The 15,664-nt window shown below is 40.6% G+C and carries 12 protein-coding genes and 2 tRNA genes; 7 read left to right on the forward strand and 7 right to left on the reverse strand.

Going from position 1 to position 15,664, the window contains the following annotated elements; genetic code table 11:
* Positions 1 to 29: 29 nt before the first annotated feature.
* Positions 30 to 725, reverse strand: a complete 696-nt coding sequence (locus HG263_RS01830; RefSeq protein ID WP_171624381.1) for a DUF445 domain-containing protein — start codon at positions 723 to 725, stop codon at positions 30 to 32.
* Between the two features lie 176 nt (positions 726 to 901).
* Here HG263_RS01830 and HG263_RS01835 point away from each other — a divergent pair, with 176 nt between their 5' ends.
* Together HG263_RS01835 and HG263_RS01840 are read left to right on the forward strand one after the other, a co-directional pair.
* Positions 902 to 1,756, forward strand: a complete 855-nt coding sequence (locus tag HG263_RS01835; protein WP_171624382.1) for a fructosamine kinase family protein — start codon at positions 902 to 904, stop codon at positions 1,754 to 1,756.
* 85 nt (positions 1,757 to 1,841) lie between these two features.
* Positions 1,842 to 2,045, forward strand: a complete 204-nt coding sequence (locus HG263_RS01840) for a CPXCG motif-containing cysteine-rich protein (protein ID WP_171624383.1) — start codon at positions 1,842 to 1,844, stop codon at positions 2,043 to 2,045.
* 217 nt (positions 2,046 to 2,262) lie between these two features.
* Here HG263_RS01840 and HG263_RS01845 read toward each other — a convergent pair whose 3' ends face one another.
* Positions 2,263 to 2,907: a riboflavin synthase subunit alpha gene (locus HG263_RS01845; protein WP_171624384.1), complete on the reverse strand. Its 645-nt coding sequence runs from the start codon at positions 2,905 to 2,907 to the stop codon at positions 2,263 to 2,265.
* 162 nt (positions 2,908 to 3,069) lie between these two features.
* On the opposite strand from HG263_RS01845, the gene HG263_RS01850 reads away from it, so the two are divergent.
* The 4 genes from HG263_RS01850 (at position 3,070) to HG263_RS01865 (ending at position 5,685) form a co-directional block, all read left to right on the forward strand.
* Positions 3,070 to 4,422, forward strand: coding sequence for an MATE family efflux transporter (locus HG263_RS01850; protein WP_171624385.1), 1,353 nt, complete (start codon positions 3,070 to 3,072; stop codon positions 4,420 to 4,422).
* A complete protein-coding gene (locus tag HG263_RS01855) occupies positions 4,397 to 5,410 on the forward strand; it encodes a DUF3080 family protein (RefSeq protein ID WP_171624386.1) in 1,014 nt (337 codons plus the stop codon). Before HG263_RS01850 ends, HG263_RS01855 begins: the two co-directional genes overlap by 26 nt.
* A gap of 97 nt (positions 5,411 to 5,507) precedes the next feature.
* Positions 5,508 to 5,584 (forward strand) — tRNA-Val (locus tag HG263_RS01860).
* Between the two features lie 24 nt (positions 5,585 to 5,608).
* Positions 5,609 to 5,685 (forward strand) — tRNA-Val (locus HG263_RS01865).
* A 228-nt stretch (positions 5,686 to 5,913) separates the two neighbouring features.
* Here HG263_RS01865 and HG263_RS01870 read toward each other — a convergent pair.
* From HG263_RS01870 to HG263_RS01885, 4 genes are all read right to left on the reverse strand, one after another.
* Positions 5,914 to 7,791: a M6 family metalloprotease domain-containing protein gene (locus HG263_RS01870; protein ID WP_171624387.1), complete on the reverse strand. Its 1,878-nt coding sequence runs from the start codon at positions 7,789 to 7,791 to the stop codon at positions 5,914 to 5,916.
* 248 nt (positions 7,792 to 8,039) lie between these two features.
* Entirely contained in the window at positions 8,040 to 10,316 is a 2,277-nt protein-coding gene (locus tag HG263_RS01875) for a S8 family serine peptidase (RefSeq protein ID WP_171624388.1), read from the reverse strand.
* Positions 10,317 to 10,644: 328 nt separating this feature from the next.
* Complete coding sequence (locus HG263_RS01880) at positions 10,645 to 11,556, reverse strand: patatin-like phospholipase family protein (RefSeq protein WP_171624389.1); 912 nt, start codon at positions 11,554 to 11,556, stop codon at positions 10,645 to 10,647.
* A 46-nt stretch (positions 11,557 to 11,602) separates the two neighbouring features.
* The gene (locus HG263_RS01885) at positions 11,603 to 12,349 is read right to left on the reverse strand and encodes a substrate-binding periplasmic protein (RefSeq protein ID WP_171624390.1); all 747 of its coding nucleotides are present in this window, start codon (positions 12,347 to 12,349) and stop codon (positions 11,603 to 11,605) included.
* A 299-nt stretch (positions 12,350 to 12,648) separates the two neighbouring features.
* Here HG263_RS01885 and HG263_RS01890 point away from each other — a divergent pair, with 299 nt between their 5' ends.
* The gene (locus tag HG263_RS01890; protein WP_171624391.1) at positions 12,649 to 13,365 is read left to right on the forward strand and encodes a substrate-binding periplasmic protein; all 717 of its coding nucleotides are present in this window, start codon (positions 12,649 to 12,651) and stop codon (positions 13,363 to 13,365) included.
* A 53-nt stretch (positions 13,366 to 13,418) separates the two neighbouring features.
* Here the strand turns inward: HG263_RS01890 and HG263_RS01895 are convergent, their stop codons facing one another.
* Positions 13,419 to 15,602 (reverse strand): OsmC domain/YcaO domain-containing protein, encoded by a 2,184-nt coding sequence (locus HG263_RS01895; protein ID WP_171624392.1) that lies wholly within the window; start codon positions 15,600 to 15,602, stop codon positions 13,419 to 13,421.
* Positions 15,603 to 15,664 lie beyond the last annotated feature (62 nt).

Raw genomic sequence — 15,664 nt, forward strand, 5'->3', positions numbered from 1 at the left:
CGCAATATATTTTTGCGTACTATATTCTTTTAACCTATCAAGTGGGCAATTAAACCAAACAGTCCACCAAAAACTCCCCCCCATACAACTAACCACCCTAAGTGCGCGCGGATCATGTTTTGTACAATTTCTTTAACCATATCTGGGGTCAATTCTTCAAGCCTGTGCTCAACTGCATTTTCAATCGTTGTAAACACCATTTCGGCACTATGCCCACTGCTTAATTCATCGCTCATTAGCTGCTTAAACTTTTCTTCTTCTGTTATATCTATCAGTGCATCTTGCATCTTTTCAACAAACGACTCTTTCATTGGTTGTAACGCTTCATTACCGCCAAACATCGCTAGCATAGGGCCAAATTGCGATGTTTCTATCACTTGTAGCAATTTGTCAAATGCGGGGCTTAAGTCTACTTTTTTAATTACTGGCGTTAAGTCCATAGAGTTTTGCTGTTTTTCAAGCAACATTGACACTTTTTCTTGACTAAAAAACTCTTCCAAAATTAATACACTGATTGATTCTTTAAACTGCTTGAACTTGAGTTTTATAACGCCTGAACCATATAAAAATGGCACTTTTTCAAACAACATATGAATCGCCAGTAAATTTGTCATTGCACCTGATAACGCGAATATGCCGATAGAAAAGACTATTGGCAATTGCATAAAATAGCCAATAAGGACAGCTAATAGCGCCAATGTATTAGTAACATAGCTTTTATTCACTACAACCTCCTGATTTACAAACCGATGCATTCTATACACTATTTTCGACAAAATATAGCGCTGATAAAAGCCATCTATATTAGGTTTTAAGCAAAAAACCACTTTTGTCCTCCCTCAATGCCATTGATCCGCTATATTTAAACTTCAAGGCGGTCTATTTGTTTAAGGTGACCCTAATGTGGAATGTCGTTAATCAACAAATATCTGAAGTATTACATCAGCCCTTTGTTGTAACACACAAAGAACAGCTTAGAAGTTGTGACAATGAGAAGCACTTTCATATTACCAATGGTGAACAGCACTACTTGGTTAAAGTAGATATATTAAGCGCACTTGAACGTTTTGAGGCTGAAGCCAAAGCCAGAGACTTACTCATTAGAGACAGTGATTTTTTAGTTGCTGATACCATAACCATTGGTACCACAATTGAATTCAGCTTTATTGTACTAGAGATGCTCCCCAGAGCCCAAACTCAAGAAAACTGGCATGATTGCGCACTACAATTGGCAAAGATGCATAACCGCTTTGAACAGGAAATGTTTGGTCTAGAGGAAGATAGCTATATGCATCGGCTAGTTCAACCTAATCAATGGCATCGCAAGTGGGAAACGTTTTTCGCTGAGGAGCGAATAGGCTGGCAGCTTCAGCTGCTAAAAGAAAAAGGAGTCGAATTAGTCAATATCGATGACTTTGTGATAACCATTAAGTCCCTGCTTGCCCACAACACTAAACCTTCTCTTTTACATGGCCATTTTTGGAAAGGCAATATCTTTTTCAGCGAAGGAAAAACATGCTTAGACAATCCTGCTTGTTATTATGGCGATAGAGAAGTTGATATCGCAATGAGTGAACTTTTCGCTCCCCTCCCAAAAGAGTTTTATAGTGCTTATAACAAACAATTTGCGCTGCAACCAGGCTATGATATTCGCAAATCTGTTTACCAATTATATCCACTACTTTTGCACGCAAATTTATACGCGGGTGACTATCTCAACCAAGCACAGAAAAGAGTGAACGAGATCTTAAAATAGCCGCAATAAAGCGCCCACAATTGCATTTAATGCTATAATTAAGCAAGTGCAATGGCTATAGGCAATCGCCTGTTTGGAGAGCTGAATGAAAGCGCTGTATGATCAAAGAATAACATGCCCACACTGTGGTCATCACGTTTACGTAAGCCTTGACGCAAGTGATGGCGATCAAGACTTTTATGAAGATTGTGCAGCATGTTGTAACCCAATTCACTGCAACATGCATATCGATCAATCTAACAATAAACTTGAGTTACACATTGACAGTGACGATGAACAAGTTTTTTAACGCACAAGCTTTGTCGTGTTACTAGAACGTGTTGGTCTTTGTTATGAGTTTTTGCAGCAGTCATTCGGGTATTTTGACAAGGCAGAGCCTGCTCCGCATAGTTATTCTACGTACGCAAGGTAATAACGTAGAGCAATGCCCGAATGGCACTGCCTAAAGGCTCAAAGTAAAGTTCATACCTAAAATACTAACACACCCTAGGCAACGCTTCTTGTTATCAATTTAAATCACTTAGCCGGTTTTGTTTACGTAAGTAGTTTTCTACTGTATTTACAATCGTATAGGTTTGTTGATCAACCTCAATATTAACAAAATCACCATTGCGTACACGGCCTATGTTAGTAATGTTTAATGTTTCTGGTATTAGATGCAACCAAAAACCATGTTCATCAATTTCTCCGACCGTTAGGCTCGCCCCGTTCACACAGATGAATCCTTTATATAAGATAAATTTAAGCCACTGAGACGGCACCCTGAGATAGATTTTACAGTTATCTTCTTCATTAACAACGTGCTGCGCTTGAGCTGTACAGTGAATGTGGCCAGATACGATATGCCCACCCAATTCAGTGCCAAACGTAACCGAGCGTTCGTAATTAACCTGTGCCCCTCTAGACAACTCACTTAGATTTGTCAGCTTCAACGTTTCGTCAATTACATCAAAATAGACTTGGCCAACTACATCATGTGGATTCAACTCATACGCAGCGACCGTTAAACAACAGCCATTTATCGCGATACTAGCGCCAATGTTTAAGTGGGTTAAGTACTCTGTTCCAACTGATACGCCTAACCTTAATACACCATCTCTATGGTTTGCACTTATTACTGTTGCTTGCGTTTGCACAATACCAGTAAACATACTTACCCTTGCCGAACAAAAATTTTTCACATGATACAGGATAAATTACACCGCCTGAAGCTGGCATAGCAGGAACATACAGATAATTTTCCTACATTCACCGTCTTTACTCGCAAAGACTTACAACTAGAGGTTACAATTAGATTTTTAGCTGGCGATCACATGAAGTTTAGTTACTGGGAAGGCAAGCGTCTTTTGCAACTTGCTACTCCCGTTTTTTTCGCTCAAATTACCTTAGTTTTAATGTCAGTTGTTGACACCATGATGGCCGGCCAAGTCAGTGCCAATGACCTTGCAGCACTTTCAATTGCAACTGGTATTTGGAATCCGCTGATCTTTTCTTTACAAGGCATTTTGCTAGCAATAACGGGCATTGTCGCACATTGTCACGGTGCAAAAGATTTAACAAGTATCAAATCGCACTTTCAACAAGGTATGTATTTGGCCTTGATATTAGCTGCTATCAGCTTATTGCTCGCTCAATTAACACCTTTGGTTTTTTCAAGACTAGGCACCAGTACACAAATAACTGATTTATCGCAGCAATATATTGATTTTGTAAAATGGGGAGTGCTGGGCTTTTTAGTCTTTTCAATCTATCGGAATGTGACCGAGGGAGTCGGCTTAACTAAACCCGCATTTTATATCAGCCTAATTGGTCTTGCCGTAAACGTTGTGGCTAACTACATCTTTATCTACGGAAAGTTAGGCATGCCAGCTTATGGCAGTGCTGGGTGTGGGTTGGCAACCACATTGGTTTTTTGGGCAATGGCCCTAGCCCAGTGGTTATACTGCAAGCGTAGCGAGACCATGCGAGCGTTGTTTTTGTTATCGTCGTTTGCCAAGCCAAATTTATCAGCAATCTGCTACATCGCCAAATTAGGGCTGCCGATTTGCTTAGCCACATTATTTGAAGTCACCTTATTTGCCTGCATTCCGCTATTTATCGCCGATTTAGGAGCGGTTGCAGTATCTGGACACCAAATAGCAGCAAGCGTAACAACCGTTTTGTTTATGATGCCTTTAAGTCTTTCAATGGCAATCGCCATCCGAATTGGTAACCTATCAGGCCAACAAGCAAATAAGCAGCTTAAAACAGCGATATTTACCAGTTTTTGTCTAGCTACATTCATAGCTTTATTTGTTGCTTTACTAACCTTTATTGGCCGAAATAGTATCGTTTGGCTGTACACTAATAACGAGCAGGTAGCGCTACTTGCGTCAGGTATAATTGTGCTAGCGTGTATTTATCAGCTTCCAGATGCACTTCAGGTAGCGGCTAACGGTGTACTAAGAGGGTTAAAGTACACGAAACCTATTTCGTATATTACGTTTGTTTCATATTGGGTTATAGGCTTCTCACTAGGCTACATTTTAGCCAAGACAGACCTAATAGCCCCTGCCATGGGTCCAAAAGGGTTTTGGATAGGTATTATCGTTGGCTTAAGTGCAGCTGCGGTAATGTTACTTTTAAGTGTGAGGTCTCGACTTGCGTCTATCTTATCTCGTTGTTAGTTGCTTTGTTTTGCTTACGGGTTGTACACCTGCTCCAAGTGACATCTATGAAGAGTATCAACGGCGTTTAGAAAACGTTACGCTTAAAAATGGCATTTTAGATAATGCACTTACGCCACTTAAATTCAAACATGTAAAAAAGCCAAAGTCGCAAGTTACACTCTCAGTTTTGGAGTTAACGCGCTTGGATCACTGTGCGCTGATGAACATCATCGCTGCCAATAATAATCAGCTTGGCAAAGTACGAGTACCAAGCGAGCAATTAAAATATGCGATTAACTTTATAGTTCACGCGCAGCACTGCTTGAACCATCCCGAAACAATCGATGACACTGTAAAAGCAAAATTGGCAACTGCGCTCGAGGAGAAAAAAAGCCAGCTCACTAAATATTTTGAGCAAATGGTTTTTAATGAACGTGAGCTATCTAAAATGTTACTATTAACCAGTCAAGAAATTGCTTTGGAAGATCATCAAGACCCCCTAACTAAAGCATTAGAAGCATTAACGACGCTTACTCATCTATACACAAAAATAGCCTTATCGGAGCCCGATTACAGCCAGCTGGAAGACCCTCAACTCATCACGGATGCATTGGCTACACTTAATAAAAACAACTCTGTATCTCGGCTCATTACATCGGCAAGAAAACAAATTTCATCAAATAATCTAACGACCCAATGGCTAAATACCATAGAGCCTTCAAAAACGTTTTGTCAGCAAAATAAGAATAAGAAAAAAGCTCAGATTCTCAGCAACATATTTAACAAGTTTTATCTATCTCAATTGCAAGGTTACCAATCAAAGCTCACCAATATGCTGCGAGAAGTTTCTCCGTTGCTTTTTGTTTTATGGCGCTCCGAGCCACAATTAAGTCGCCGATTTAATGTTGAATCTAGCGACTCTTACTATCAGCAACTAAAACACAGTGCAGTACAGCACGTCACGTGGTGGCAAAAATTTTATAAAACGTGCAAAATCCAGCCTTAATGAGCAAAAAAACTGCAAACAAACAAAAATTTAGCAAACTGGCTTGATCCAACTTGCAAGTCGCTATATATTAGCCGCCGTTGCTTTGCAACACAGTACGACCGTAGCTCAGTTGGTTAGAGCACCACCTTGACATGGTGGGGGTCGGTGGTTCGAATCCACTCGGTCGTACCAATTTAGTTCATACCAAATTATAATACAACCGTAGCTCAGTTGGTTAGAGCACTACCTTGACATGGTAGGGGTCGGTGGTTCGAATCCACTCGGTTGTACCATCTTATAAAATCCTTTCTTTTCGTTGCAGTATTTAAACGTTTGTTATATAGCTTATCAAAGCAAATTATCTGCAAAAAATTATACCCACACCTCGTTAATAGCGATGAGCGCTTTCTAATACGAAATTTGATTACTAAGTAAATGGGTAGACAATGACGGCTTTATCTAAGCTTTGTCAAATCAAAAAACTAGACTTATTTACAGTCATCGCCACCCGATATAATAGATTACTTACTGAGCATTAAACTGTAATCTCCTGATCCCGAATATGAGTAAACAGTGATTCGGTAATATCCATTACTGGCTTGATAAGTTATGGCCTCATTTGAAGTTGGTGATTCGGAAACAGCGGCTTGAACCCAGCGCCCTCCTTGCCAAACTTCAAGTTTCAAATCAAAGTCAGCGTTACTTGGGCCTTCTAAGGTCATATCAAGCGTACCACCTGCATATTGAAACCAAGTACCGTTGGGTACAATTGCCTGCTGCTTATCTGCCAAATAGCCTGTATAAACGTCTCCTTTAGGTGGTGTGACACCCCCACCTATTTTAAACGACATGGTTTGTGCAGCATCACTAATTTCACTCACAGCTAAACCTGAGCTACTGCCATTCCACCATAGTGAGTTTGTTCCTTTTGAACTCAAAGCATTAGGTAATGACGCTGAAAACTCACCAGCAACGTCATATAAATCCGTAGAGTCACCTCTGTTTGATTTGTTTTCAGGGTCTCTATTACCATCAGCATGCTCCATTTGAATGTATGGATACCACTCATTAGAGTTATTACCAGCACTATCCACATGCCAAATGGCTAGGCCTTGATCAAGTTGCTCAGAGTTTTGGCCCGAACGATGAATCGCTTCAATATAAAATGCTTCATTACGGTTGCTCGGGTTCGTCCATTTATAAGATGTATTAGAGCCAGATGTGTGTGTTAACGTACCGCTAGGGGCATTACTATTGATTGCAGGGTTGAGCTCTGTCACCGTGTCCCACCCTGCCAAGTTTCTAAAGTGCGCCACAGGCGGTGTCGGCTTGAAACGATTAGTTTCGCCAATCGCACCATAACCCATAACACCAAAGCTAGCGACAGATCCTTCAGAGCTACCATCGTAATCATATAAATCAGGCCAGTTCGTTACCAAATGACCAGATTCATGCACAAATGTACCAATTGCTAGGCTATTACGCATATCCGTAATTTGATAACGATCGGTGCAAACACCATCAGCACAGAATCTTGGGCTAAGTGCAGCCATATGAGGCCATAGACCCTTTGACCAACTGCTGTCTGAATTGCCCGCATAAAAAATATTTAAGCCTTTGATCTGGCGACTACCATTTACAGAGAGCGTAGAAAAGTCAAACCCTTGAGTATATTCGAGCCAGTTGAGCGCTTCTTTAATTAACTCTTGCGAGCGCACGGTTGAACTGTATCTGTCGTCCGTATAATAAGATTTGTTCTTTTTGGCGGTATAGTACGCCGTTACCGTATTAGTATAGTCAAGTTTGCCACCAGAGACGCTTCTAAAGTAACCTCTTACTGATTGGGCATTACCAAATTCAGTATAGTTTAAGTCATTTAAAAACGACTCCACTTGCGATTTGCTAATGGTCCCACGAAAATCAGGAAAATCGATGATGATTGTTAGCCCTTTAATTTGCCCCGTGCTTTGCGTATCCACTTCACTGATGGTGCTTAACATACCATTAGCTTTAGTATGGGATTGCTCACCAAACATTCTCTGTTGAGCTTGCTCTACTTTCTTTTGTATTGCTGTGCGACTCAGTGTAAAAGCAGCGTCTTTTATTACATTGCCTTGTACCGCTTTATTACTTACTAACACGCCTGTTGATATCAAATCTTGACCATCACTAGATACCTTAGCGTAAGTAAGACCGTTTTTCTTTTCATCAAAAATCACTAAACGACCGTCTTGAGTGCGTTGCAATGCAAAATAATCGTTACCTTCTAGGCTAATACTGACAACTTCACCATTTGGTTGCGTATATTCGTACTGGTGGTTTTTGTAAGGAATGGCGGCTTGAGTTAAGCAAGTGAAGATGGCCAAAGGCGCAATCGCGAATTTTTTAAACCTATACATGTTGTGTTCCTATTACGGATTAATGGAAACACATTATTAACATCAAAAATACATATATTCAACACTCCAGAGAATGCAAACTGACTATTTTTAGAACGCTTTGTTCCTATATATAACACTTCTATACAGTTTTTAGTAATAGCACCCAATAATTGGATTCTATTTTAAACACTCGCTGAATTTGGTTTACCCATATATTTGCAACAAAAAAGGCCGTACAAGACGGCCTTTGATTTAAGGTTAATTAATTATTTTGGCGTAGCAGCTACATTTAGTGTAATGCCGCTAGATGCTCTGTAACCGTAGATATCGATGTACCAAGTACCAGCTTGCGGGTTTTGCATCGCACAAGACTCATTGTTGCTGCTGCTCTCTGACTTACAATCGTAACTAGAGGTTGTAGATTGTGCGCCACGTGTTACAAATAAGTCCGCATCGCCCGTACCACCTGATGTAGTTACATTCAGATCTGAGTAACCATCCGCTAGGTCTAGTGTGAAGCGAGTCCAGCCACGACGAGCAACACTGATACCAGTTTCAGTTACGTCAATTGGTTGCGTACCTGGATTTGTAGTACCACCGTCTGTGTAGCTCGCAACAAGAGATACACCTGAGAATGCGCTGTAGCCTTTCACCATAACTTGGTAAGTACCACCAGACTTAGTTAGGTTACAACTTTCATTGTTACCGCCTGCGTATGGACGACATTCAAAGTTTGAGTCACTTGGCTTAGAGCCAAACTGAACATAAAGGTCTGCATCGCCTGTACCACCGCTCATGTTAACTTTAACATCAGTAGCGCCTGCAGGTACTTCAAAAGTGAAAAGTAATTCTTCAGCTTTAGCACCAGAAAGATTTGACTTAGCAACACCGTTTTCTAATTCGTTACTAACTGGCGGCTCAACTGGACCACCTGTACCGTCACAACCTTTCTCAGTGATGAAGTCAATTGCATCTTTAGTTTGAACTAAACCATAACCAAATTTAACGTCACGACCTGTTGCACCTAGATCTTGTGCTGTAGCAGTTAGAACTGCACGGATTTGTGAAGCTGTACAACTTGGGTGGTGGCTCCATACTAGTGCTGCAACACCAGCTACGTGTGGTGATGCCATTGAAGTACCGCTCATTAAGCCATAGTTGCTAGGGTCTAAATTAACAGACGCTGTCATGCCAATGTTGTTTAACATATCCGCACCAGCAGTATCGCTAACTGTTACAGCTGGGATAGAAGTTGCGTTAGTATCACCTAATGTGCCGCCGAAAGAACCAGCTGCATTGTTATAAATAATCGCACCAACACCACCACTGTCTTCACAGTTTTTAACTTTGTCATGGAAAGAAATGTTACCACGTTGAATCAAACATACTTTGCCATTTGCACCTGAGTCAACTGACTCACCTGTTGCAAAGTTGTACAACGGCGCATTTGCATTACCTTGGTTTTCCATGCCGTTAGCGTCATAAGACTGACCAGCAACAGATAGAGAAACAATAGTACCTAAACCTTCAGGGTATGATGAATTAACATCAACACCTGGTGCTGCAATTTCTACTTGGCTGTTCTTTTGCGAGAAATCGGCCAATTCTTTATTGCTGTCGATTGCAGCAACTGACATAACTGAGTCATATGATGCAGGGTAGCTTTCAACGTCAGTGGTGTTAGTTGGAACACCGTCGTTACCTGCCGCTGCAATAAGTAACATACCTGCATCAGCTGCAGCTTGGATACCATTGCGCTCAGTTACACTTGAACCTTCACCACCTAAACTCATGTTTACAACATCAGAACCCGCTGCTTTACACTTGTTGATTGCATCAACTAACTCTGAAGAGTATCCCCAACCATCAGCATTGAATACTTTGATGATGTGCATTGAAGGATCTGTACCAATTACACCGCGTACACCAATACCATTATTAAGTGCCGCTATTGTACCCGCAACGTGTGTGCCGTGAGGTCCACCGTGCTCATACCAGTTACCAGTGCCAGAATCATTCGTACCAGAAATTGTGTCGCCACGAGCGCCCATATCTTCATGCGGAAGATCTAAGCCTGAGTCGATAACACAGATTTTTTTACCGCCGTTTGCAGCTGATGCTACTGAGTCATCAACCAAATCAGCTTGTACCATTGAGATACCGTAAGGCTGAGTTTGTGACATCAAACGACGTGGCAAATCTTCTTCTACGTATTCAACTAGGTTGTCATTACGCAGTGCCATTAGTTGTGTATCGCTTAATTGCGCTACAACTGCATTCAAGCTTGCTTTAAACTGTGCATTTTGAACACCTAAAGTAGCCATACGGTTAGCTGCCATTTGCGGCATGTTAGCCGAGTCTTGCATAGCTACACCCATCATCGCCATTTCGTTATCTTTGTATTTTACAATATAACGTTTTGGTAACGGAGATTCTGATTTCTCAGCAACTTGTTTTAAAGGAGATGCCTGTAATGATGCAGATACCGCAAGTGATAGCAGCGTAGTTGCAAAAATTGCTTTATTAGTTGTTACTTTCTTCATTGGAATAATCCATGCTTGTTATTATTTTCGTAATGAAATGTATCAAAAAACAAAATAATTAACACAACAAGTTACACGACATTGTAAAGAATTGTTAATGACACTGTCATAAAACAAATTAATTCACTAATAAAACAACAATTTAAAATGTACAGATTTTTTACAAAGACACTAGAACAAATACTCTTTCATGTTAAAACACGATCAATTAGTACCTTTTTCATTAACACTCAGTACCTGAAAAAGTTAACTCTATAACGAAAATCGGTGACTTTATAATGAGAAGAGGCAAGTAAAAAAGTAAAATATTTAGCTTTTACTTTAATAGTCAACTCAGTGTTCCTTTGCGCCAACGCCTTAAAAAGTTTTTACCATGGCGAATCCCGAGTAAATAGTCATATTGCAACATCTGAGCAGACGATCCGAGTACCATACTTTGTAAAGGATGATTTGGGGCTATTTGAATGACATTAACGTCTTTTGGTGGGCTATTCATAAATTCAAGCGCCTCATCATATCGCGCTTGATGGTAATGATATAGATCAAGCATTTTTTGCGACTGCTTGATCCGACGCATAAGTGGCTTAAGTCTCTCTAGTATTGGCATATGGCCATTATGGTGTTGCTCAAACGTTCTTATCACTAAGATTTGTTTAGCGCCCTGCTGATATGCCCACTTTACCGGAATTGGATCAGCCACCCCACCATCCATATAGTTTCGCCCAGCAATATTAACTCCTCCTTGATATAGAAATGGTATAGCGCTAGATGCTTTTAAATGTTCAAACATATTCTCATGCCAAGTATGGAGATATCGAGCTTCTAATGTTTGGGCATCAGTGGCGACAGCGTAAAATTGGTGGTCTTGGTCGAGATTATTTGAGTCTGTGAGTACCCGCAACTTGGGGCTATGGTTAACCTGTGAAAAGTACCAATCAAGATCAATCACCTTACCGTCAGTAAAAAATTTACTTGGTTTAAAAAACGTATCGTCTGTAGTCAATTGCGCTATTGCGGTACGCGCGCATTGTTTAGCTCTGGCAGAATAAGCCGCGAGGTTTTGTGCACCAGCCGAAACACCAACTTTAAGGTCAAATGGCCAAAAGTTTTCTTCTAAAAAGGCGTCTAATACTCCCGCTGTAAAAATTCCCTTTTGCCCACCCCCTTCTGCAACCAACGCAAACTCGGATTTATGGACACGCACAGATTCATTAATGTTAAGCGACAGTTCGGCCTGCATATTTCACCCTTTTTTTATTTGTAACCACGTGTTATTGATTAATTCCTCATTGAAAATGCATCTTACTATGGCAAGCTGATGCGGTATTTAGTTGATTGATCTCGGTTGCAGCAGAGGCTAGCCGTGTCAGCATTTTGCTAGGGGCATCAACGTGAGCAGCGAGATAAAGTCTGGCAGTGAGTTCTGGTACTTCTAGTACTAATTTCCACTTCCCTTGCGTACCCATTGCTTCTGACATCTGCTCAACAAAACTCTGTGCACCGAACAAAAAGTCAATTCTTCCTTTTTCAAGTAAACCACCTGCTTGGTTTAAGCTACTCAGCGTGACCAATCGACTTTTTTTAAAACCATGAGATTCAAGATACTGTAATGATGGTTGCGCAACCCCAACACCAACAACATAGTTTTTTATGCTGTCTAACGAAAACTGAGTATGCCATTGCTCATTGTCAACACGCTTATAGAATCCGACTTTGAGATCACACAATGGCATTAACCAATGATAATGCCGTTCTCTTTTCGCCGTGCGAGCTATTGAATAAATTAACGCACTTGGCGACGCTTCAAATTGTTGTTTTGCACGGTGCCAAGGCAGCATATAAATTTGATAATCAAAATTTGTACGAACCATTAATGCACGCACCATCATTGTTGCATGTCCATCTATCTCTCCACCATTACCTTGGTATTGGTATGGCGGAAAATGCTCTGTATAAATGTCAATTTTACCTTGCGCTGACACGCTGTTGCTTATCGATGCTATCCCTAACAAAGCCCAAATAAGAGATTTCATCGTCAAATTACCGCAGCTCTTTTTATTTAGTATAACTCATCAATCGTAGCTCATGTGATTTCATAATACGGAACATCATCTTATAATTAACCTCAGGTTTGGATAAGAGTTTTGAAATAGACAATACTAGTTAGCTGACGAAACGCGCAAGTCACACAGGGTGTTTTCCACAATAACAGAGGTCTTTAACGCAAAGGGTAAGCGAATTCGCTTACCCATAGCCGGGGTTAATTTTGTTCATTCGCACAAAACTCAAGCTATTACTACACTAAATGAAGTGATGTTGTCATGAGATGATTATGGTTATTCGCTCGCTATTCTTATTGGTTTACACTTTTTTTTCATCCTATGGCATAGCACACTCTGATGAAACCCATTTGCGTGTTGTAACTGAACATTTTCCACCATATCAATTTGTTAAAAATGGCGAAGTAACCTCAGGTTTTGCGTATGAAATAGTAAAAGCAGCGTTAGCAAAAGCGCAGCTTCATGCTGCTATCGAAGTGCTCCCTTGGGCACGAGCCTACGAGGTAGCCTTAAAGTATCCTAACGTCATTATTTTTTCTATCGCTAAAACGGATGAACGCGCACCATTGTTTCACTGGTTGTTAGAGCTTGGTCGGCTAGATTTTCATATGTATTCGTCAAACAACAATAAACTCATAAATATTAACAGTATGGCTGAGGCAAGAAAGTATATTCTAGTGGCAGTCAGAGGAAGCTACGAGGCAGATAAGCTATTGTCTTTGGGCTTTCGTTTAGATACTAACTTAATTTTAGTTAACGATTTTGCACATGCTTGGAGAATGGTTGAAAAAGGGCGCGCCGACGCAATTTATGCATCCCATATCCCCCCAAAAGTTAAACACAGTAGTTTGTATGGCTACAAACAACATCCGACGATTTATGAACATCGCTTTCTCCATGTTGCTGCAAGTCTATCCACGCCACCAAGTACGATAGCAAAACTTCAGCGTGCTTTTTCTCAAGTACGCCAAGCACAAAAAAACCAGTGACAAATAATTCATCACTGGTCCAATATAGCCTTTGTTCTGGCAGATATTGCTAGTTACAACCTCGCTTTCTTTGCACGTGCTGTATGTAGCTTTTTATAGCTATCAATCAATCGCAGATGCTTATCTAAACCATCTAAGTTCATGTTGGTAGGCGTTAAACCATAAAAGCGTACATCACCGTTAACAGAGCCTACAACATTGCCCATCATTTCTTTTGAGAACATACGTTCAAAGTTAGTAATAAAGTCCTCGAGTTCTAGCTCTTCATCAAGTTCAACTTCTAATACTGCATGTACGGCCTGATAGAACAAACCACGCTCTACCGTGTTATCATTGTACTGAAGGAATGATTCTACCAACTCAATCGCATCCTCAAGCTCACCAAGCGCTAGATAAATTAAAATTTTCAGTTCAAGAATGGTCAATTGACCCCAAACGGTGTTTTCATCAAATTCAACACCGATTAGAGTAATAATATCGATATAGTTATCTAACTGACTTTCTTCTAAGCGCTCAACTAGACTTGCTAATTGCTCCTCATTAAGCGAATGTAAGTTAAGAATATCTTCTCTGTACTGCAGTGCTTTATTGGTGTTATCCCAGATCAGGTCTTCTACAGGATACACTTCAGAGTAGTCTGGTACCAGGATACGACACGCGGTACCCAAGTCTGAAAACTCAGCAACGTAACACTCTTTACCTAAGTCTTTTAATATACCAAATAGCGTGTCACATTCTTGTTCATTGGTGCCTGAAAAATCCCATTCAACAAACTCATAATCGTGTTTAGCACTAAAGAAACGCCATGAAATAACACCTGTTGAATCTATAAAGTGTTCTACAAAGTTTTCAGGTTCTGATACCGCTAAACTATTAAATGTAGGTTTAGGCACATCATTGAGTCCTTCAAAGCTTCGTCCCTGCAATAGCTCTGTTAAACTACGTTCTAGTGCCACTTCAAAACTTGGATGCGCACCGAATGAGGCGAATACCCCACCCGTTTTTGGATTCATAAGTGTTACACACATAACAGGAAACTGACCACCTAAAGAGGCGTCTTTAACCACCACAGGGAAGCCTTGTTCCTCTAACCCTTTAATTCCAGCAACAATGTTTGGATATTTGTTTAATACGTCAGCGGGTACATCCGGCAGCACTATTTCTTGTTCGATGATTTGGCGTTTAACCGCACGCTCAAATATTTCTGACAAACATTGCACTTTTGCTTCATTAAAATTGTTACCCGCACTCATACCGTTGCTGAGAAACAAGTTTTCTATCAAGTTTGATGGAAAATAAACAGTTTCGCCATCAGAGTGACGTGTATAAGGAATAGAGCAAATACCACGCTGGGCATTACCCGAGTTAGTATCAATTAAGTGTGAGCCACGTAATTCACCTTCAGGGTCATAAATTTCACGACAGTATTGATCTAGGATTCCTTCAGGCAACGAATCGTCTTGTGTTAATTTAAACCACTTTTCATTTGGGTAATGAACAAACTCACTATTAGCAATCTCTTGCCCTAAAAACTGGTCGTTATAAAAGAAATTGCAATTCAAGCGCTCAATAAATTCACCCAGCGCAGAACACAATGCACTTTCTTTTGTTGCGCCTTTACCATTGGTGAAACACATTGGCGACGCTGCGTCACGGATATGCAATGACCAAACATTTGGTACGATATTACGCCAAGATGATATCTCTATTTTCATACCTAGATCAGCCAAAATGCTGGTCATATCAGCAATGGTTTGCTCAAGCGGTAAATCTTTACCTTCGATAAAGGTCGTTGATGCGCCATCAGGCGTTGTCATCAGCATAGCCTGAGCGTCTTCGTCTAAGTTTTCAACGGTTTCAATTTTAAACTCTGGGCCAGTTTGCACCACTTTTTTAACCGTGCAACGGTCAATAGAGCGCAAGATCCCTTCACGGTCTTTTTCAGAAATGCTCTCAGGTAATTCAACTTGGATTTGAAAAATTTGGTTGTAGCGGTTTTCTGGGTCAACAATATTATTTTGGGACAGCCGAATGCCTTCTGTGGGGATTTCACGCGCATTACAGTAAACTTTAACAAAATAAGCTGCGCACAAAGCTGATGACGCCAAAAAGTAGTCAAACGGGCTCGGCGCTGAGCCATCACCTTTATAACGAATAGGCTGATCGGCGATTACCGAAAAGTCATCAAACTTTGCCTCTAATCTTAAATTGTCTAGAAAATTAACTTTAATTTCCATTGTAAAATCCCATATTGCGCTGTTCACAAACCATGAAAGTTACGGTTTGTCAGTGGTAAAAA

It is taken from the genome of Pseudoalteromonas caenipelagi, from assembly GCF_013140855.1.
Lineage (GTDB): Bacteria > Pseudomonadota > Gammaproteobacteria > Enterobacterales > Alteromonadaceae > Pseudoalteromonas > Pseudoalteromonas caenipelagi.